The sequence below is a fragment of the Clostridium pacaense genome (assembly GCF_020709765.2).
In the GTDB taxonomy this organism is placed as follows: domain Bacteria; phylum Bacillota; class Clostridia; order Lachnospirales; family Lachnospiraceae; genus Enterocloster; species Enterocloster hominis.
This window is the reverse complement of record NZ_JAJFEB020000002.1, coordinates 265,550-284,739: the sequence shown is the minus strand read 5'-3', so window position 1 is coordinate 284,739 and position 19,190 is coordinate 265,550. Positions and strand designations below refer to the sequence as shown.

General features: G+C 47.6%; 17 protein-coding genes. 14 read left to right on the top strand and 3 right to left on the bottom strand.

Annotation, left to right across the window (positions count from 1 at the left end):
* Window positions 1–8: 8 nt before the first annotated feature.
* From pstB to LK536_RS34825, 9 genes are all read left to right on the top strand, one after another.
* A complete protein-coding gene (gene pstB, locus LK536_RS34865) occupies window positions 9–770 on the top strand; it encodes a phosphate ABC transporter ATP-binding protein PstB (RefSeq protein WP_008723664.1) in 762 nt (253 codons plus the stop codon).
* A 74-nt stretch (window positions 771–844) separates the two neighbouring features.
* The gene (phoU, locus tag LK536_RS34860; protein WP_034577076.1) at window positions 845–1,507 is read left to right on the top strand and encodes a phosphate signaling complex protein PhoU; all 663 of its coding nucleotides are present in this window, start codon (window positions 845–847) and stop codon (window positions 1,505–1,507) included.
* Window positions 1,508–1,881: 374 nt separating this feature from the next.
* Complete coding sequence (locus tag LK536_RS34855) at window positions 1,882–3,771, top strand: BglG family transcription antiterminator (protein WP_227794630.1); 1,890 nt, start codon at window positions 1,882–1,884, stop codon at window positions 3,769–3,771.
* Window positions 3,764–4,174, top strand: a complete 411-nt coding sequence (locus tag LK536_RS34850) for a PTS sugar transporter subunit IIA (RefSeq protein ID WP_025484409.1) — start codon at window positions 3,764–3,766, stop codon at window positions 4,172–4,174. The genes LK536_RS34855 and LK536_RS34850 overlap by 8 nt, the downstream gene beginning before the upstream one ends.
* Before the next feature lie 36 nt (window positions 4,175–4,210).
* The gene (locus tag LK536_RS34845; protein ID WP_025484408.1) at window positions 4,211–4,690 is read left to right on the top strand and encodes a PTS sugar transporter subunit IIB; all 480 of its coding nucleotides are present in this window, start codon (window positions 4,211–4,213) and stop codon (window positions 4,688–4,690) included.
* 110 nt (window positions 4,691–4,800) lie between these two features.
* Window positions 4,801–6,033 carry a M24 family metallopeptidase gene (locus LK536_RS34840; RefSeq protein WP_120058464.1) on the top strand — a complete coding sequence of 411 codons (1,233 nt, stop codon included), beginning with the start codon at window positions 4,801–4,803 and terminating at the stop codon, window positions 6,031–6,033.
* A 26-nt stretch (window positions 6,034–6,059) separates the two neighbouring features.
* A complete protein-coding gene (locus tag LK536_RS34835; RefSeq protein ID WP_051400611.1) occupies window positions 6,060–7,664 on the top strand; it encodes a PTS system mannose/fructose/sorbose family transporter subunit IID in 1,605 nt (534 codons plus the stop codon).
* Between the two features lie 373 nt (window positions 7,665–8,037).
* Window positions 8,038–8,805, top strand: a complete 768-nt coding sequence (locus LK536_RS34830; protein WP_227794629.1) for a type IV toxin-antitoxin system AbiEi family antitoxin domain-containing protein — start codon at window positions 8,038–8,040, stop codon at window positions 8,803–8,805.
* Entirely contained in the window at window positions 8,792–9,733 is a 942-nt protein-coding gene (locus LK536_RS34825) for a nucleotidyl transferase AbiEii/AbiGii toxin family protein (RefSeq protein WP_227794628.1), read from the top strand. Before LK536_RS34830 ends, LK536_RS34825 begins: the two co-directional genes overlap by 14 nt.
* A 284-nt stretch (window positions 9,734–10,017) precedes the next feature.
* Here the strand turns inward: LK536_RS34825 and fsa are convergent, their stop codons facing one another.
* On the bottom strand, window positions 10,018–10,671 hold the full coding sequence (gene fsa / locus LK536_RS34820; protein WP_008723684.1) for a fructose-6-phosphate aldolase: 654 nt from the start codon (window positions 10,669–10,671) through the stop codon (window positions 10,018–10,020).
* A 398-nt stretch (window positions 10,672–11,069) separates the two neighbouring features.
* Here fsa and LK536_RS34815 point away from each other — a divergent pair, with 398 nt between their 5' ends.
* Together LK536_RS34815 and LK536_RS34810 are read left to right on the top strand one after the other, a co-directional pair.
* Window positions 11,070–12,359, top strand: coding sequence for an AAA family ATPase (locus tag LK536_RS34815; RefSeq protein ID WP_227794627.1), 1,290 nt, complete (start codon window positions 11,070–11,072; stop codon window positions 12,357–12,359).
* 127 nt (window positions 12,360–12,486) lie between these two features.
* The gene (locus LK536_RS34810; RefSeq protein ID WP_506092083.1) at window positions 12,487–13,071 is read left to right on the top strand and encodes an HNH endonuclease family protein; all 585 of its coding nucleotides are present in this window, start codon (window positions 12,487–12,489) and stop codon (window positions 13,069–13,071) included.
* Between the two features lie 55 nt (window positions 13,072–13,126).
* Here LK536_RS34810 and LK536_RS34805 read toward each other — a convergent pair whose 3' ends face one another.
* Window positions 13,127–13,876, bottom strand: a complete 750-nt coding sequence (locus LK536_RS34805; RefSeq protein ID WP_008723686.1) for a DeoR/GlpR family DNA-binding transcription regulator — start codon at window positions 13,874–13,876, stop codon at window positions 13,127–13,129.
* A 1-nt stretch (window position 13,877) separates the two neighbouring features.
* Window positions 13,878–14,744 (bottom strand): alpha/beta hydrolase, encoded by an 867-nt coding sequence (locus tag LK536_RS34800; protein WP_227794626.1) that lies wholly within the window; start codon window positions 14,742–14,744, stop codon window positions 13,878–13,880.
* Between the two features lie 241 nt (window positions 14,745–14,985).
* Here LK536_RS34800 and LK536_RS34795 point away from each other — a divergent pair, with 241 nt between their 5' ends.
* The 3 genes from LK536_RS34795 (at window position 14,986) to LK536_RS34785 (ending at window position 19,173) form a co-directional block, all read left to right on the top strand.
* The gene (locus LK536_RS34795) at window positions 14,986–15,510 is read left to right on the top strand and encodes an adenine phosphoribosyltransferase (RefSeq protein WP_008723691.1); all 525 of its coding nucleotides are present in this window, start codon (window positions 14,986–14,988) and stop codon (window positions 15,508–15,510) included.
* Between the two features lie 213 nt (window positions 15,511–15,723).
* On the top strand, window positions 15,724–17,175 hold the full coding sequence (locus tag LK536_RS34790; RefSeq protein WP_120058466.1) for an extracellular solute-binding protein: 1,452 nt from the start codon (window positions 15,724–15,726) through the stop codon (window positions 17,173–17,175).
* A gap of 39 nt (window positions 17,176–17,214) precedes the next feature.
* On the top strand, window positions 17,215–19,173 hold the full coding sequence (locus tag LK536_RS34785; RefSeq protein ID WP_227794625.1) for a sensor domain-containing diguanylate cyclase: 1,959 nt from the start codon (window positions 17,215–17,217) through the stop codon (window positions 19,171–19,173).
* Window positions 19,174–19,190 lie beyond the last annotated feature (17 nt).

Genomic DNA, 19,190 nt, shown 5'->3' with positions numbered 1-19,190 from the left:
GAGAGAAGATGGAAACAAAGACCAAGATATCAACCCAGGACCTGAACCTGTATTATGGCGAGAACCACGCCTTGAAGGATGTCAGCCTGGATTTATATGAAAATAAGATAACTGCCTTTATAGGCCCTTCAGGATGCGGCAAGTCAACCTACCTGAAGACCCTGAACCGCATGAATGACCTGGTGCCCGGTGTGAAGATAGAGGGAAGCGTGCGTCTGGATGACGAGGATATCTATGATCCCCAGGTGGACACCACATTGCTCAGGAAGAAGATTGGCATGGTATTCCAGCAGCCCAATCCATTCCCCATGAGCATATACGACAATGTGGCATACGGTCCACGGATCCACGGCATTAAGAACAAGGCCCAGCTGGATGCCATTGTGGAACAGAGCCTTAAGGGCGCGGCACTGTGGGATGAGGTGTCGGACCGATTGAAGAAGTCGGCCCTGGGCCTGTCCGGCGGGCAGCAGCAGCGTCTGTGCATCGCAAGGGCGCTGGCAGTGGAGCCGGAGGTGCTTTTGATGGATGAGCCGACCTCGGCCCTGGATCCCATTTCCACCCTGAAGATAGAAGACCTGATGGATGACCTTAAGAGCAAATATACGGTTGCCATTGTTACCCATAACATGCAGCAGGCCACCAGGATTGCGGATTACACGGCGTTCTTCCTGGTTGGGGAAGTGGTGGAATACGCTGCAACCGACGAACTGTTCACCATGCCAAAGGATAAGAGGACAGAGGACTATATCACAGGACGTTTTGGATGATGGGGCAGGACTGCCATTGTATGGATATGTGCAGTGCAGGGTTGTAAGCGTGCATAGAAAGAAAGGAATCACAGATGAGTGTAAGGGTAACTTATGAGCATGAGCTGGGAGAGCTTAAGCAGGATTTAAAGGAAATGGCCCACATGGTGGAAAGCGCCATTGAACAGACATTTACGGCATTTGAGGACCAGGATTATATGATGGCAGAGGATGTGATTAAAGGCGACCGCACGGTGAATGACATGGAGCGGGCCATTGAGTCCAGATGCCTGTCCCTGATCCTCAGGCAGCAGCCGGTTGCCAGCGACCTGCGCCAGGTATCCACCGCCCTTAAGGTGGTAACGGACTTAGAGCGCATCGGCGACCATGCGTCGGATATCGCGGAACTTATCCTGCGCATAAAAAGCGAACACGCATACCACATTGTAAAGCATCTGCCGGTGATGGCGGCCTCGGCCCAGAAAATGGTCCACGACGCAATCGAGGCATTCATCGCCCAGGACCTTACGTCAGCCCTGGAAATCATTGACCGGGATGACGAGGTGGATATGCTTTTCAATCAGGTAAAGACAGATGTCATCGAGCTGCTTAAATCAGCTCCCGGCCAGGCGGACCAGGGAATTGACCTTCTGATGGTTGCAAAATACCTGGAGCGGATTGGCGACCATGCGGTGAATGTGTGCGAATGGACGCAGTTTTCCAAGACCGGGACGCTTAAGAATGTCAGGATTATGTAACAGATAAAAACACCCTCAGTCCTCCTTATACACGATATAAGGAAAGGACTGAGGGTGTCCGTGTATTTATGGACCAATTTTTGTCACTATAGTCAAAACGCTTCTATCCTGTAATCTATATTCAATTTCCATCTCACTGGCATCAGCTGTCTGTTTCTGCAAATTATCCCTCTGTCAATTCATTTTATTAAAATTTCAGTACAATACGAATCACTGCCTGGCTATCTATATTCTGTCTGGATTCCCTAAAGCCATATAATAGGGCATTATCGGGTGTATAGCCGTGTCCATAATAATGTGGACATAATTACAAAAGGCCCCCGCCTTAATTTTTCTCAGGTGCATTGCTATAATTCTAGCTAGGAGGATGATGAATGAATAAAAGGCAGATATCATTTATGAATATGCTTTTAAGCCATGACCAGGAGTTCCTGCCCATTGACTTTTACGCTGGTGAGCTGGATACCTCGTCGAAGACACTGCGAAGGGATCTGGAACAGGTGCAGAAGTTCCTGGATGAGTTCGGGGCAGTGATAGATAAGAAAAGCGGTGTGGGAATCCGTCTCAGGATAGGAGGGGAGCAGAAGGGAAAGCTGAATAACCATCTGTCTTACCTGGCCTATGCAGGACAGAGCGCAGGCGGGCAGACCTGGGAAAAGGATTCCAGAAGGATGGATATTGCCCTGAACCTGCTTCTGTATTCAGATGAATATACATCGCTGGCATCCCTGGCCTATAAGTATTATGTCAGCAAGAGTACAATCCACAGTGATTTCATGCATTTGGAAAAACTGTTCGGACGTTTTTCACTGCATATAAGGAAGACAATGGACGGGACCATCATTGCCGGTGAGGAGCGGGACATACGCCAGGCAGTGGTGTATATCCTTTCCCGGATATTAAATCCCAATGCGGCCCTGGTAAGGAACGGGGAAATGGCAGATGACGCAAGCCTGCCCCACCCGGATACGCTGAGCACGGTCCTGGACATATTCAGGGAGGACGACATCTGTTTTGTGAACCAGCTTCTTGGACGGATGGAGGAGACGCATGATTACAGGTTTGATGACAGTGAGTTTGTGAATGTATCCCTAAATCTTCTGGTTATGGTATACCGCCTGAAAAACAGCTGCGTCATGGAACCGGAGGCAGGCACATCGGGATTCCAGGGAGGATTGGCAGGGCCGCTGGAAAATGAAGTGGAAGAGGTCTGTAACAGGATATGGGGGCATTATCACATGGAGCTTCCTCTGCCGGAGCGTGTCTGGCTGAAGAATATATTCCTGCTGACACATATGTTTGAGACAACCGGGGAAAACGGAAACGGGGATGAGGTGTTCCGGCTGTTCTGTGAAGATTTCATCGATGCATTTACCACCATCACCAATATAAACTTAAGGGAAAACCCTAGCTTCTGCGAAAATGTGATTTCCCACATCAACCTTATGCTGAAGCGTCTGCTGGGCCGCACGCCTGCCAGCAATCCGCTTATGGAGCTTCTGATCAAGGATTATCAGAGCACGCTTAATGTGTGCAGGATCATCTGCTGCATACTGGCCAGGAAGTTCGGCCTTCCTGAACTGAGTGTGGACGAAATCAGCTTTTTAATGCTCTATATCCTGGGGGAAACCGTGAGGCAGTCCGAGCATGCCAGGGTGCTGTTTGTGACGGATATGACCAAAAGCATTGCCAACCTGACCAAACTGAGGCTGCAGCAGAGGTTCCCGCAGTGGAATTTTGATACCTGCGCCAGCGACGGGTACCGTACGGCCAAAAGGGAGTCCTATGACTTCTGCATATCCACGGCCATGCTGGATACGGATGAGCATTCCATACCGTATGTGTTTGTCTCCCCCATACTGGAAAACAGGGATTTTAAGAACATCCAGGAACTGTTCTGGAAGACCAGCGAGAGTACATCCGTGTATCACCTGGAACTCATAAGGATCATCAATGACCTGCATGATATCGGGTGTGATATCAGGGCTTCGGACAGCCCCGTTGACAGGGCGGGCAGTGAGTTGATCCGGATATCCGCTTTAAAAGGAATCCAATATATATATTCAGTTAATGGCCTGAAAAAGAATCATTGCATATTTGTCCTGGACAGCCCGGGGACACGCATAAGGGAGGTACACATAGATATGTGCAATCTGGATTTCATGCTGTTTTCTTCAAAAATCGTATATCTGCTGGACAATTGTCCGGATGATGTCATACCAGGTTTTATCAATTATTTAACGGGAGGAGAGGCAAATGTTTAAAATCATACTTTTCATGCATGGAAGACTTGCAGAAGAATTCATAAGGGCGTCTGCGCTGGTATTTGGTGAACAGAAGGAGATGGAGGCTTACAGCCTGGAACTTGGCTGCGATGTGGACGGGTTAAGGTACCGTATTAAAGAGTCCATCCTGCAGTCGGAAAGCCGGGGACAGGAAGTCCTTGTGCTGACCGACCTGATGAACGGAACCCCCTTTAACACCATGATGCAGCTGCAGGGGGAGTGCGGGTTCAGCCACTTTACAGGCGTGAACTTCCCGCTTCTGCTGGAGGTCCTTAACCGGAGGATGTCCCAGGATATGGCAGGCGCGGTAAAGGGACTGGAGGATGTGGCAAAGGGCAGTATCTATGACTGTGATGCATTTTTGCAGCAGATTGCGCTTTGATGACCAAAGGTATATATGTGAAAGGAGAAGGTTTTTATGAAGAATATTTTAGTAACCAGGATTGACGACCGTTTAATCCACGGGCAGGTGGTGACTGCATGGATTAAACAATATCCCATCAATAAAATCCTTATTATTGATGACGAGCTGTCCAGGAACAAACTGATGGAGCGGATTTATAAGGCAGCTGCGCCCGTGGGCGTGGAGGTCATGATCATGGATCAGGAGCATGCAAAAGGCTTTCTGAAGGAGGCGCCCCTGGCCAAGGAACATATCATGGTACTTGTAAAGGTGCCGCAGGTACTGGAACGTCTGCTTCAGTCAGGCGTGGGATTTGACAAGATCATCCTTGGAGGGATGGGGGCAAAGCCCGGCAGGAAGACATTTAATAAAAATGTTTCCGCCAATGAGGATGAGACGGAGTGCTTCAGGAGGATCATTGACAGCGGGGTGGAGATTTATTACCAGCTGGTGCCAAGTGAGAAGGAGGTCAACATAAGGAAACTCTTATCCTGAAACAGGGTGTCTGAAACAGGGTGTCTGAAACAGGGTGTCTGAGACAGGATGCCTGAAACAGAGTCCGGTAAGAGGAGTCAACCATATAAGAAAGATGGAAGGAGCAGATTATGAATGAATTTCCGGATTACTTAAAATCCTTTCCCAGAGAGGAATATGAAGCCCATGTAAAAAAGCTTCAAAAGGAGATGGAGGCAGAGGGGCTAGATATGCTTCTGCTGTCATCCCCTGAAAATATATTTTATTCCACGGCGTACCGTTCGTGGTATACCTCCAGCCTGTTCCGGCCCGTGCTGGTATTTGTCCCTAAGAAAGGGGAGCCGGCTATTTCCTTACGGATACTGGAAAAGTCAACGGTCAGGAATGTGGCATGGTGTCCCGCCATTTATGCGGCTGGTACAAAATCCAGGAATCTGGGACCCCTTAATTCCGAAGGACCGGTTGATGCCATGAGACAGTTCATATCCAGCCTGGATTACCCGGTTAAGACGGTTGGGCTGGAAGCCGGGGACGGGCAGCATTATTTCTGGTCCCTCAATATTTTAAAGGAGCTGGTGGATGCCTTTGACGGCCTGCGCTTTGTGGATGGGACCGTGGCAATCCAGAAAGCCCGTATGGTAAAAACAGGATGGGAGATTGACCGGATACGGACAGCAGGATACGTGACGGAACAGGCAATCCGGGATACCTTCAGCCAGATCCGTCCCGGTATTACAACGGAAAAGGAGATTGCAAGAGGCATAGCCAGCCGCATGACGGCGGGGGGAGTGGATAAGATTTCATATCTCACCGTGAATTCAGGCAGGGATAAGTACCATACCTTCAACAGCTATGCCACGGACCGGATTGTTGACCACGGGGATATCGTGCTTGTGGATATCAGCGGCCATATTGACGGATATGCTTCTGACCTGACCCGGGTAATGTATCTGGGACATACGGCCCCGGAGCAGTATGTGGAGATGGCGGAAACAGCCAGGGAATGTGTGCATGCCGGCTTCCGCATATTAAAGCCGGGAATTCCAGTATCGGATATTAATAAGGAAATAGAGGGGTATCTGAGAAAATCCAGGTATGGAAGCCAGGTGGTACATTCCAGCGGACATTCCACCGGATTGAACGTGACGGAGTATCCCAATATCAGCGACGACTGCTGCGAGATCGTGCGGCCGGGAATGGTCTTTGCCCTGGAGAACGGGGTTTATCCATATGATTTGGAAAAGGGGGCGGGAACGATATGGATATCCTTCCGTATGGAGGATGAGGCGCTGGTAACGGGGCAGGGAGCAGAGTGGCTGTCCGGACCGGGCAAAGCACTGTATACATTGGGAGATTTTTGTTGACATGACAAAAGAAGGAGGTTACGAGTATGATCATTATCCAAGCTTTATTAATTGCAATTGCGGCCAACCTGGCCAGCGGCAGGGTCTGGAGCCCCATCACCTGGCCTTTCTGTTATCCGCTTATTAACGGTACCGTGGTGGGACTGATACTGGGGGACCCGCTCCTGGGCCTTATGGCAGGGGCAACCATTAACCTGGCTTACATAGGCTGGATTTCCGCAGGCGGCACCATGCCGTCCAACATCGGTATCGCAGGCGTGTACGGGACCGCCATTACCATACTGGCCAAGGCAACGCCGGAGCTGGCCATCACGCTGGCCATCCCCATCGGGCTTTTAGGCGTGCTGCTGTGGAACCTTCAGATGACACTGAATGTGTTCTGGGTACACCGTCTGGATGCAAATGCTGAAAAGGGTGAACTGAACAAGATATTCTTTAATGCATGGCTGTTCCCCCAGCTTACGTCCCTTGTGGTCAATGGAACCCCTGCTTTCATCCTTATGTTTTTAGGCGGGGATTTCTTCAACCGTCTGCTGGGCCAGATTCCCCAGGGATTTGTCAATGCGCTGAGCGTGACCGGCAACCTGCTTCCCGCACTTGGCGTTGCCATGCTGCTTAACTATCTGGGCAAGAAAAAAATGATTCCCTACTTCGTAATCGGATTTTTCCTTACCACCTTCCTGGACCTTGGAATCATGGCTGTGGCCATCCTTGGGGCGTGTGTGGCAGTGATTGTCTACTATGCGTCTACGGAAAAAGCGGCAGAGGAATATGTGGAGGCTGTGGAGGAAGCACCAAAACAGGAATTGAAAATCAGGCTGCGCAAATCAGATCTGGTGAAACACTGGCTCATCGGACTTGGCGCAGAAGTTGGATATAACTATGAAAGAATGCAGGCATCCGGCAATGTGCTGGCCATGCTTCCTGTGATTAAACGGCTTTACACGGACCCTGAGGACATCAAGGCCGCATTAAAACGCTACCTGGTATTCTTTAACACGGAGCCGTCCTTTATCGGCAACGTGATTCCCGGCATCTGTGCTTCCCTTGAGGAAGAGCGGGCCAATGGCGCGGATATATCGGATGAGATGATTAACGGACTGAGGACGGGCCTCATGGGACCGCTGGCCGGGGTCGGGGACAGCCTTGCAGGCGGCATCATCTATCCAATCGCGGTATCCCTTGGATGCGCCCTGGCCCTGAAGGGCAACTTCTCAGGCCCAATCCTGTTTTTCGTAATCTTTACCGGAATCATGCTGGTGCTGGGCTACAACCTGTATCAGATGGGTTATAAGCAGGGAAGCGTGTCCGTCATGAATATCCTGGGAGAAGGCTCTGGCTCCATCACACGCCTTACGGACGCGTTCGGAATCCTTGGCCTGATGGTAATCGGCGCAATGGGCGCCCAGAAGGTACTGGTGTATGTGCCTCTTCAGATTACCGTGGGCCAGACAACGGTTATCTTCCAGGATGTACTTAACGGCCTTCTGCCCAATATGCTTCCTTTCGGCCTGATAATCGGCACCTGGATGCTGCTTAAGAAAAAGGTATCTCCTGTCCTGGTTGTGCTGATACTCATGCTGGTGGGTATTATAGGATACTATGTTGGGGTGCTTGGGATTGCGGTATAGGGCGCTGCTTAGCGGAGGCTTTTGAAATCCTACCAGAATAAAAGAGAGGGATGGATTTCCCTGGATGGAACAATCGTGCTTGATATTAAATGTTTTATAATATTTTATACTTGCCAGAGAGAAAATCTTTGGCAAGTTTTTTGTTGTGTAATTCATTCTTTCTTGTAAGGAAAGAATAGGAATATGTCTAAAAGGAGGTATTTCCTAATAGGGATGTCATATTAAAATGCAGACAAAATGGTTTGGATATAAGCTATATTGACAAAATAATAAACTTGACAAGTTACAGATATTGATGTACTATTGGTTTAAAAATATAATAAAATAGTTTGTATAAAAACCAAATTGAAATAATAATAAATAGAGGTGGACTATGAAGCTATACTTTGAATTACTCAAGATGCCTGTATTTACAGTCGAAGATGTAGATGCCTTCTATAATAATAAGGATAGTGCCCGTTCTGCAATAAAACGTTTAAGGAAGGAAGGAATGGTAGAAAAAATCCGAAATAACATGTATACCTGCATTAGTGGAGAAACAGGTGCACCTGTGGCAGACCGTTTTCAGATTGCAAGTCATATTACACCAACTTCCTATATTTCCCATCATACTGCTATGGAGTACTACGGAATAACGGATCAGGTCTTTTATGATGTATATGTTTCTTCAGAAACCAGCTTCCGGGATTTTACGTTTGATGGTTACACTTATCGGTATATTGCTTCCAAAAACCCTGAAGGAATCGAAAATCCTCCGTATAGTGGTGGAATTGCTGTTACGGACATGGAACGTACAATAGTAGACAGCATAAAGGATATGGATAAGATTGCCGGAATTGAAGAGGTAGTGCAGGACATTGAAAGTGTTCAGCGAATGCAGGAAAAAAGGCTGCTGAAGTACTTAGAGTTATATCAAAATCAGTTTTTATACCAGAAGCTTGGATATTTACTTTGGGAGCACAAGGAAAAGATGGGACTTTCAAATGATTTTTTTGAAAGCTGTAAAAAGCAAATAGGAAAGAGTAAGCGCTATTTGACGCGCAATCAAGAGGGCGGGCGATATGATGATATTTGGAAATTGATTGTTCCAATTGAATTGCATGATATGAAGAATGGGGGAATGATTGATGCCGATATATAATAAAATGGAAATTGGGCGCGTGGCACAGCAATATGGATTTGTAAGGGATACTTTTGAAAAAGTGCTTCGTTTGAAGGAAATCCTGAAGTATATGAATGAAGAAGAATATTTAAAGGAGCATCTGCTTTTAAAAGGTGGGACAGCGATTAACCTGACGATATTCAATCTTCCGCGATTATCTGTGGACATTGACATGGACTATACGCCTAATGATATAAAAAAGGATATGCTTGAAGCCAGGGAGAAGATAACTAAGTTGATTAAGGACTATATGCAGGCAGAGGGTTATCATCTGTCAAGTGGTTCAAGATTTACTTACAGTCTGGATGCGTTTTATTATCAGTATCAGAATTCCGGTGGGAATAGGGATATGCTTAAGATAGAATTGAATTATTCCTTACGGGCGCATATATTGGAGCCGGTAAGGAAACCTATTCTTCCAGAGGCTTTTAATGATGGTATGCTTATTCGCATGGTTGCGCCAATGGAGATATTTGCAGCAAAGGGAAATGCACTCATCAGCAGGGCTGCAGCTAGAGACTTGTACGATTGGGGAAATCTGATTGCAGGGAATATGTTTGAAAATGATAAGGACATATTTCGTAAATGCTTTGCCTTTTATGCGACAATATCTGTGGAAACAGTAAATAAAGATTTTGATACATCAGCAATTGACTCTTTGAAATTTGATAAGATTCGAAGAGATTTGTTTCCGGTTCTCAGAAAGAAGGATAACTTTATGCTGGAAGAGAGAAAACAACAGGCGAAGGCCTATATTAAAGAGTTGATGCAGATGACGGATAAAGAAAAAGAATACATAGAACGTTTTATTGCAAAGGAATACGTGCCGGAATTGTTATTTGAGGATGCAGCGATTGTGGAGCGATTAAAAAAACATCATATGGCGGCTTGGAAATGCCAGCAATAAGAGGACTTTACATGACCTGTGGGAATGGAAACCTGCTGGCCTTATTTTTTGAATTTTTCTCGGCTTTTACCATAAAAATTCCGGTGGAATCTACTTAGGAAGGCAGAAGGAGGTAATGCCATATGAGTATAGGGAACAAGCAACAACTCCCTTAGCGGCAGAAACACACCTTACCATTTTCGGGAATGGGGGATAATATGTATGAACGGGAAACGAAGAGATAATAAAAACGCCAAAGGCTTGTACAGATAGCCGTCAGCGTTTTTATATGGACTCTTATTCAATTATTCCCCAAACACAGCCCTGTAATCAGCCTGGAACTTCTCGATTCCCTGGTCGGTTAAAGGATGCTTTGTCATCTGCTCAATTACCTTATAAGGAACAGTGGCAATGTCGGCGCCTGCCTTGGCACAGTCAATTACGTGGATTGGGTTGCGCACGCTGGCTGCGATGATCTCAGTCTCGATGTTGTGCATCTGGAAAATCTCGGTTATGTCGTAGATTAAGTCGATTCCCGGCATGGAGATGTCATCCAGACGGCCCAAGAACGGGGATACGTAGGAAGCGCCTGCACGTGCGGCTAAGAGGGCCTGGGCAGCGGTAAATACCAGTGTCACATTGGTCTTGATGCCTTCTGCTGTCAGCACCTTGCAAGCCTTTAAGCCTTCAACGGTCATAGGAATCTTAACAACCATGTTGGGATGGATGGCGGCAATCTCACGGCCTTCCTTAATCATGCCCTCGGCATCAACGGTGGTTGCCTTAACCTCGCCGCTGATTGGTCCGTCCACGATGGAGGTGATTTCCTTAATCACTTCTGCAAAATCCCTGCCTTCTTTGGCAATCAGGGATGGGTTGGTGGTTACGCCGCAGATGACGCCCATGTCGTTTGCTTTTCTGATGTCTTCTACATTGGCTGTGTCAACAAAAAATTTCATAGTAATTACCCTCCTAAAATATCCCGGACAGTGTCCCTGCCCTTCTCCAATTGTTTTCTAAGTGTATTATAGCGCATATATATATGATGTCAAGCAAAATAATGCAAAAAAATGCGTTAGTATGCGATTTTTATATATTCACGCTGAATGAACACGTAAAAGGAAAAGAAAATACCGCATAAGTAACGCAAACTTCGGCATAATGGCATGATGGGACGGAATAAACGATTTCAAATCGCTAGTATGCTTGTAAATATCATGAGGATATAGGTAAGTTTGAGTTGGATTTTGAGGTATGTCTATGATATACTTTTTATGTGATAGAAGGCATGACGGTATAAATTATATGGTAATATGGAATAATTTCAGTGACATGTGGTTTGGTTGAAGGAGCAGGTATGAAGATAGATAAACTGATTTTAAAAGACTTTCGTGGAGTTAGGGATTTGGAATTAGATTTAAATGGAAGAAGTTCTATTTTTTTGGGGATTAATGGTGTGGGCAAATCAACGGTTTTGTCTGCAATCAACCTGTTATATGCGAACATTATTAACCGAATTGTAAAACAGAGATTTAAACAGTCTGTTAATCTGGAGTTAACAGATATAAAATGTGGGAAGGCGTCTGCAACCTTAGCGGCAGATTTTATATTTGGGAATGATACGGACAGATATCATTATTACCGAAAAATTACACATGATAATAAGAGAATCCATAACTTGGATCAGTTAGAGGCATTAGTAAATCATTTCGATGAATTATATATTGGGGATAGTGTGGTAGATGAGGACAATAACCTATTGCAGCTTAATCCGGATTTTAACTGTCCTATTTTTGTGAATTATGGGGTTAACCGTCTGGTTATAAAAACACCGTTAAGAATCAGAAAAGGGGAAGGTTTTAATCAGTATTCAGCCTTTGAACGTGCAATTGAAAGCCAGATTGCTTTTGGAAAACTGTTTGAATGGTTTTTGGAGCAGGAACTTTATGAGACGCAGGAGCAGAAGCGGAATCCGGAGTATGAGGATAAGTCATTGAAGGCAGTAAAGAAAGCAATGCTGGCAATGCTGGACGGATATGGGGATATCCATATTGCAGCAAGGCCTTATTCAATGAGAATAACAAAGGAGGAGGAAGTACTGGATATCCTGCAGCTTTCGGATGGGGAAAAGTGCACATTGGCATTATTTGGCGACTTGGCCAGAAGGCTGGCATTGGCTAATCCATCATTGGCTAATCCCCTTTTGGGAAGTGGAGTGGTTCTTATTGATGAAGTGGAACTGCATATGCACACGTCATGGCAGCGGAAAGTCATTAATGTGTTAAAAGAAATCTTCCCTAATATACAGTTCGTTATTACCACACATTCTCCTCAGGTACTGGGGGAAATAGGTGATGATTTTAACATATTCTCATTAGCAAAAAATAAAGATGTAATCAAATGTGAGTTAATTCCGGCTTTATATGGAGTGGATTCCAATACTGTGCTGGAGGATGCCTTGGGAACAGATTCCGTAAGCAGGGAAATTAAAGAAAATGTAGATAAGATGTATGGATGCATTGAAGAGAAGGACTTTGACAGGGCTGAAATATTGGCAGATTTAATAGATGAGTGTACAATTAACCGCAATGTGGATACAGTGAGGGCCAGGATACTGATTAAAAAGGGGAGAAGGCAGAATGCATAAGATTGAAAAGAGGGCCGAACCAGGGCATTTTTCAAAATGGAAGTCGGGATATGCGGCTGAACATGGAAGGCAGCCTGTGTATGAAGACTTGGCCAATACCTATGAATACGGACTGCTAAAAAAGGAATTGGTGAAGGAACAGGGATATATCTGCTGTTACTGTCAGAATCGCATTGGGAAGTCTTCAAAGCTGGATGACTGTAATATAGAGCACTTTAAGCCCAGGCACCCGGACAGGGGCACATTGACACCGGAAGAATGTGATATATGTGAAAATGCACAGTTGAGCTACGATAATATGTTCGCATCCTGTCTGGGAAAGCTGCAGGATGATATAGACCATTGTAATCATAAAAAAGATAATTGGTATGATTTTGAACTTTGTATATCCCCTGCCAGTGATGAAATCAATTCATTATTTGGATTCCATTTTAATGGAAAGATGATTGCACTTAACAATAATCCATGTGGAACAGCAATGAAGGACCATCTTAATTTAAACACATATATATTATGTGAACAGCGGAAAGCGGCATTTACAGCAGTACTGGAGAATGAATTTGATGAAGATGAGCTGTTGCAGGATGATACATATATTTTAGATACAATTGCAGATTATGGAAAAATGGACGGGAATGGGAAATATTCCCCCTTTTGTTCCATGATTAGATATTGCCTGAAGGAGTATTTCGGAAATGTTTTATCAGCATGATAAAGAGGCAGGCTGCAGTATGATTACATATACTGCAGCCTGATTTCATATACTTTTATATGAAATCCAACCCCTTATTCCGATAGTCCACCGCCATCTCCCCGGACACATCGCTGTCCGTGATCAGGGTGGTAAATGCCTCAATCCCGCACACATGGTATCTGGATACGGTATTCAGCTTAAGCGGGTTGACAAGGGCGATGACCCTTCTGGAGGTCTGGATCAGCTGGCGCTTGATGCTTACCTCATCCGGGTAGGGGATGGTCATCCCGTACTCGGGATGGATGGCGTAAACGCCCATGAAGCACAGGTCCGGGTGGTAGAGGGCTGCCTGGCTGGCGGCAATCTCGCCCACATTGGTCATGGATTCCTTTAACAGGGTGCCGCCCAGCACGATTACATCCACCTGCTCCTTCATGGAACAGGCGTGGGCAATGGAGTAACTGTTGGTCAGCACGGTCAGCTTCAGGTTATTAGGGATGCTTTTTGCAAACTGAAGGTTGGTGCTGCTGCCGTCAATGGCTACCAGCTGGTCCTTTTCAAGGAAGTCCAGCGCCTTGGAGGACAGGCGCTGCTTCAATTCCACATCCGTGGTTTCCCGGTCAAAGAAGTTGATGACCGGCCGTTCCATGGGGATGGCGCCGCCGAAGACCCGCTTTACCTGGCCCTTCTGGTCCAGATCCAACAGGTCGCGCCGGATGGTGTCCTCCGATACATTGAGTTCCACTGCCAGCCGGCTGACCACCACCTTGCCTGAGGTGTGGAGTTTGTTCAGTATCAATGCCTGACGTTCTTCTTTTAACATATCATTCCGTCCTTTCACCGGTATTTGGACCGTGTGCCACCCATTCCCTGGCCAGGTTTATCCAGCCCTGGCAGTGGGGGACCAGGCAGTCTCCTGTATGGTCGGATACCTCCTCCGTTGCAAGGGACAGCCCGTGGCATCCTTCCGGATAAATGTGCATCTCCAGACTCACCCCGGCTTTCCTCAGGGCGGACGCGAAGAGCAGGGAATTTTCCACCGGCACGGTCTGGTCCGTCCAGGTGTGCCACAGGAACGTCCTGGGCACGTGGGGACCTGCCTGATGCTCCAGGGACACCAGCCTGCGCATGGCCGGATCCTGGTCTGCTCCGTCGCCTAAAAGCTGGGAAAAGGAGCGCTGGTGTCCGTATTCCCCGGATGTAATCACCGGGTAACAGAGTATCATGCCTCCCGGCTGTATCCCTTCAGCGGTAAGGCCAAGGGGCTTATAGAGGAATTCACGGTTCCACATGGTTCCCATGCACCCTGCCAGATGGCCTCCTGCTGAAAATCCGCAGACGATGATTTGGGAGCTGTCAATGCACCATTCCCTGCTGTGGGCCTTTATGAGTGCCATGGAACGGGCCAGTTCCATGAGGGCAAGGGGAAATATTTCAGGAGCCACATGGTAGTGGAGCACGAATACCTGGTATCCGGCTGCCAGGAATTCCATGGCCACGGGCTGGTCTTCCCTGGGGGATACGAAGCCATAACCTCCGCCGGGGCAGATGACGATTGCCGGGCGGAGACGCCCCGGGGCCTGGGGCATGGGGGAGAGAAGATAGGCGGTCAGGTCCGCGGCGTCCTCTGTGGACCGCCGGTATCCGCATTCCTCTGATGTGACCGTGATTTTATAATGTTTTATATCCATAATGATCTTAACCGTACCTTTCTGGAAAGTCCCGCACAAATACGCAGAAAAAAGCAGCTTCCAGTACCATTATACTGAAAACAGGCGCACCCTTCAATAGACAATCGTATTTGCGTTTCAATTGGGAGATAATATGGCGGGCCGCCCCGCCCCGCGGCACCCAAGTATGGGCTTTACAGCCTGACGGGAACCAAGTATAATGGTTATGGAAGAAACTGAATTCGGAAGAGAGGTAACAAAAATGAAGAAGTTGGAAGAGTATGTAAGAAGCATACCGGATTTCCCGGAGCCGGGAATCATTTTCCGGGATGTGACCAGCATCCTGCAGGACGCAGACGGACTGTGCCTGGCAGTGGACAGCCTGATTGATATGGTAAAGGACCTGGATTATGACCTGGTGGTGGGGCCTGAATCCCGCGGCTTTATTTTTGGTGTACCGGTTGCCTATGCGCAGCATAAGGGCTTTGTACCTGTGCGCAAGAAGGGTAAGCTTCCTTGTGAGACCATTTCCATGGATTATGACCTGGAATACGGCCAGGCCACCATTGAGATGCATAAGGATTCCATCAAGCCCGGCCAGAAGGTGGTGATTGTGGATGACCTGATTGCCACAGGCGGCACAACAGAGGCAATCATCAAGCTGATTGAGGAGCTGGGCGGCAAAGTAGTGAAAATCTGCTTTGTCATGGAACTGGCAGGACTTAAGGGCAGGGAGCACCTTAAGGGGTATGATGTGGAATCTTCCATCATCTATGAGGGCAAATAGAAGATAGACGGATGACCGGATGAATAGACGGATGACTGGATAACCGGACAGATGACTGAACGGATAGCCGGTAACAGAAAAGCCTTATTCCTGTGAAAGGGGAGGCTTTTTTTAATTGTATACAGGAAAAAAGGACGGATAATTCCTTGAACAAAGCCCCCTGTCGTAGTACAATAAGAATAATATTTTTTAAAAAGTAAAGGAGTAGGCCAAATGGGACAAAAGAAAGCAGGAATTGCAGCGGCAGTATGTATGATGTCCATTTCCCTTATGCTGGGGGCATGTAAAAGCGGTGTGCCGGCGGACAATGCTCCGAAAACGGCAGAAACAGGGCAGGGGGAATTAAAGCTGGTATTCTGGCATTATTATAACGATGCGCAGAAGCAGTATCTGGACCAGCTGATTAAGGAATATAATGAGACTGAGGGCGCGAAGAAGCATGTTGTGGTGGAGGCTTCCAGCCAGGGTTCCATCGGGGACCTTACCAACAAGATAGACCTGACCCTTAATGGATCCACCAATGACGTGGAGATGGCCAACATGTCCCTGGCCTACAGGGATATGATTGTGGGCGTGGTAAATAAACACGGGGAGAGACTGGTGGATGCCGGCGGTTACCTGTCAGAGGATGAACTTTCGTGGTACAACCAGGCATATCTGGAGGAAGGATATATCGGCGGCAAGCTTTATATACTGCCCTTGGTCAAGTCCACGGAACTGCTGTTGATGAACCAGACCCGCCTGGATAAGTTCCTGGACGAGAATCCGCAGTATTCAATTGATGACATGTCTGACTGGGACGGCCTGGAGCAGATGGCCCAGGGGTATTTTGAATGGACGGACAACGCCACACCTGATGTTGACGGGGACGGAAGCCCTTTTATCGGTCTGGATAACCTGGCTAATTATTTTATAGCCATGAACCATGCCATGGGTTCTGATATCTATCATTACGATCAGGACGGCGCTTTTGTGGCGGATTTAAATGAAGACTATATCAGGCGGTTATTCCTGAATTATTATATTCCCTTTACCAAGGGATATTATGGGGCCAGCGGCAAGTACAGAAGTGATGATATCAAGCAGTCCGTACTGGCGGGATATGTGGGTTCGTCCTCCAGCGTACTGTATTTTCCGGATGAGGTTGCGGACCGGGACGGGAACATGGTCCCTGTGGAAATCGGGGTTTATAAGTATCCGGTGCTGGCTGGAAGCCGGGAGACAGCCATCCAGCAGGGAGCGGGCGTGGTGGTATTCAACCGCAGCCAGGAAGAGAACCGGGCCAGCATGGACTTTATCCGCTGGCTGACGGTTGACAGGGGATTTGAACTGGCTTCCTCCATGTCCTATATGCCGGTGGACCATGAGCCCATGACACAGGACCAGGAAAAACTCATTGAAAGCCCAAAGGTCTTAAAGGGCATTGAGGTTGGACTGGAGCAGAGCAGTACCTATCAGATGGTATACGGATTTGATTTTGAGAATTCTTATGATGTCAGGAATGACCTGAATGATTGTTTCAGCAGTTCGCTTAAGGAGGGCCGTGCAGAATTCCTTGGATATCTGGATCAGGGAATGTCCATGGAGGAAGCCGCGAAAGCCATGGAATATGACAAGAAGGCTGAGGCGTTTTATGAGCAGGTAGAAGCTATATTTGGACAGTAGTGACTGCCCCGTTTTCCTGCTGGAATGGAGATTCGTCCTATGAAGAAATATTTGTTAAGCAATAGGGTGCGGAATGCAATCTTACTTGCCATCCTGCTGCAGAGTGTCATATTTGGTATTGGCCTGGTGGTAACCGGCACATTTTCCGGGACAGCCAACCGTCCGTATAAAGTAATGGAGTCTCAGGTGTCTGAAAAGAACTCCCTGCTGTCAGGTTATATGAACAATGTGCTTCTGCTGTCCAATACCATGGAGAAAGAACTGGGACGGATGTCAGATGAGGAGGAAATCCAGAACCGGCTGATTGATAACCTGAACCATGCTTCTTCGGCAGATGGGATATTTTATATTAATCTGGACAGCCGGGAGGCGCTGGTATTTCACGATGGCGAACCAGATATCTATTCTTCCACTTATGGCGATATCAGCTGTGTGATTGGACACCCCAAAAGCAGCTATTCCATTGCCCTGGCCAGGAACTGGAGGCCCAAGCTTTCGGACGGGAACTGGGCTGATGCAGAATATTACTGGGATAACAGAAGTAATGGCGGAACCTGGTTCTTTACCGATGAATGCATATATTATGTACTGACCCAGGAAAAGAAAGGGAGCCGCCTGATTATGGGACTGGAAATCAGCAGGAATATGCTGGACACATATCTCAAACTGGACAATCCCCCTTATAAAGGTATGTCTGTCCTGCTGCTTTCAGACGGGAATATCAGATACAGCGTTGACCCGGAGATGGAGGGCACTGGGTATGCATATGATGAAAAGACCGGCCACATCTCCCTGAACTATAAAGGAACGGCCTATGACGGGGTGCGGAGCGTGCTCCAGACCTATGGCTACATGGACGGAGGGGCAGTGTATGTGGCGGCCGTATGCCATCATTCGGAGCTGGCGGCCCTGTCTTATTCCACGGTCATCATGGTGGCGGGGGTATATCTGTTTTCCATTATAATCGCAATGATTTTTTCCTATATCGCCATCTGGATGGTGTTAAAGCCAATCCAGAAGCTTCAGGAGGATATAACGGACCAGAAGCCGGAGGAGGTTCATTTTAAGGAAAGCGGCATTGTGGAGATTGACAGGATACACCAGGCGTTAAATGACATGGCTGCAAAGCTGGAACAGAGTTATTCCAGATATTCCTTTGCCATGGAGTCCGCAGGGGATAATGTGGGAAGCTTTGAATACCAGGACAAAGCCGGAAAGGTCAAACTCAGCCCGTCCATCTGGCACCTTCTGGATATCCGGCCGGACCGGAGGAAATCGGTGGGGGAGATGGATTATAAGCAGTGGCAGGATATCCTTGGGAGCATGGAACGCATTGAAGAACTGGAGGATGGCTATTCCTTCCTGGACCAGGGCGGGAACAGGCGCGCCGTCTCCATCCGTCAGAGGACCGAGGAAAATGGCGTGTTCGGTATGGTGATAGATAAGACGGATGCGTATAAGGAGATTGTGCGTCTCCGGAACATTTCCCAGCATGACCAGCTGACGGGGCTGTATAATGCGGCTTATCTGAAAAAGGAAGGCCAGAAGATACTGGATGATAACAGGAACCTGGTCAATGCCCTGGTGTTCTGTGACCTGGATAACCTTAAGTATATCAATGATAACTTCGGCCATGAGATGGGGGACCGGTACTTAAAGGCCATGGCAGACATGCTTGCTGATATGGCGGCCCCGGAACAGTGCGTTGCGGTGCGCCTGTCAGGGGATGAATTCGTACTTTTCTTCTACGGATACGGCGACCGGGAAACCATCCTTAATAAGGTAAAGGAGGGATATGAACAGCGTCCCTTCATACAGCTGCCTGACGGGACAAGGCATAGGATCAACGCATCGGTGGGACTTGCATTTGCCCAGAGGGAGACAGAGCGCATGGACGATCTGATTAACCGTGCGGACAGGGCCATGTACCGTGTGAAGCATGGCAGTAAAAACGGGATAGCAGTGTATGATAAGTCAGATGAAGCGGGGCCGGTATAGGGTCCCGCTTAGGTTTT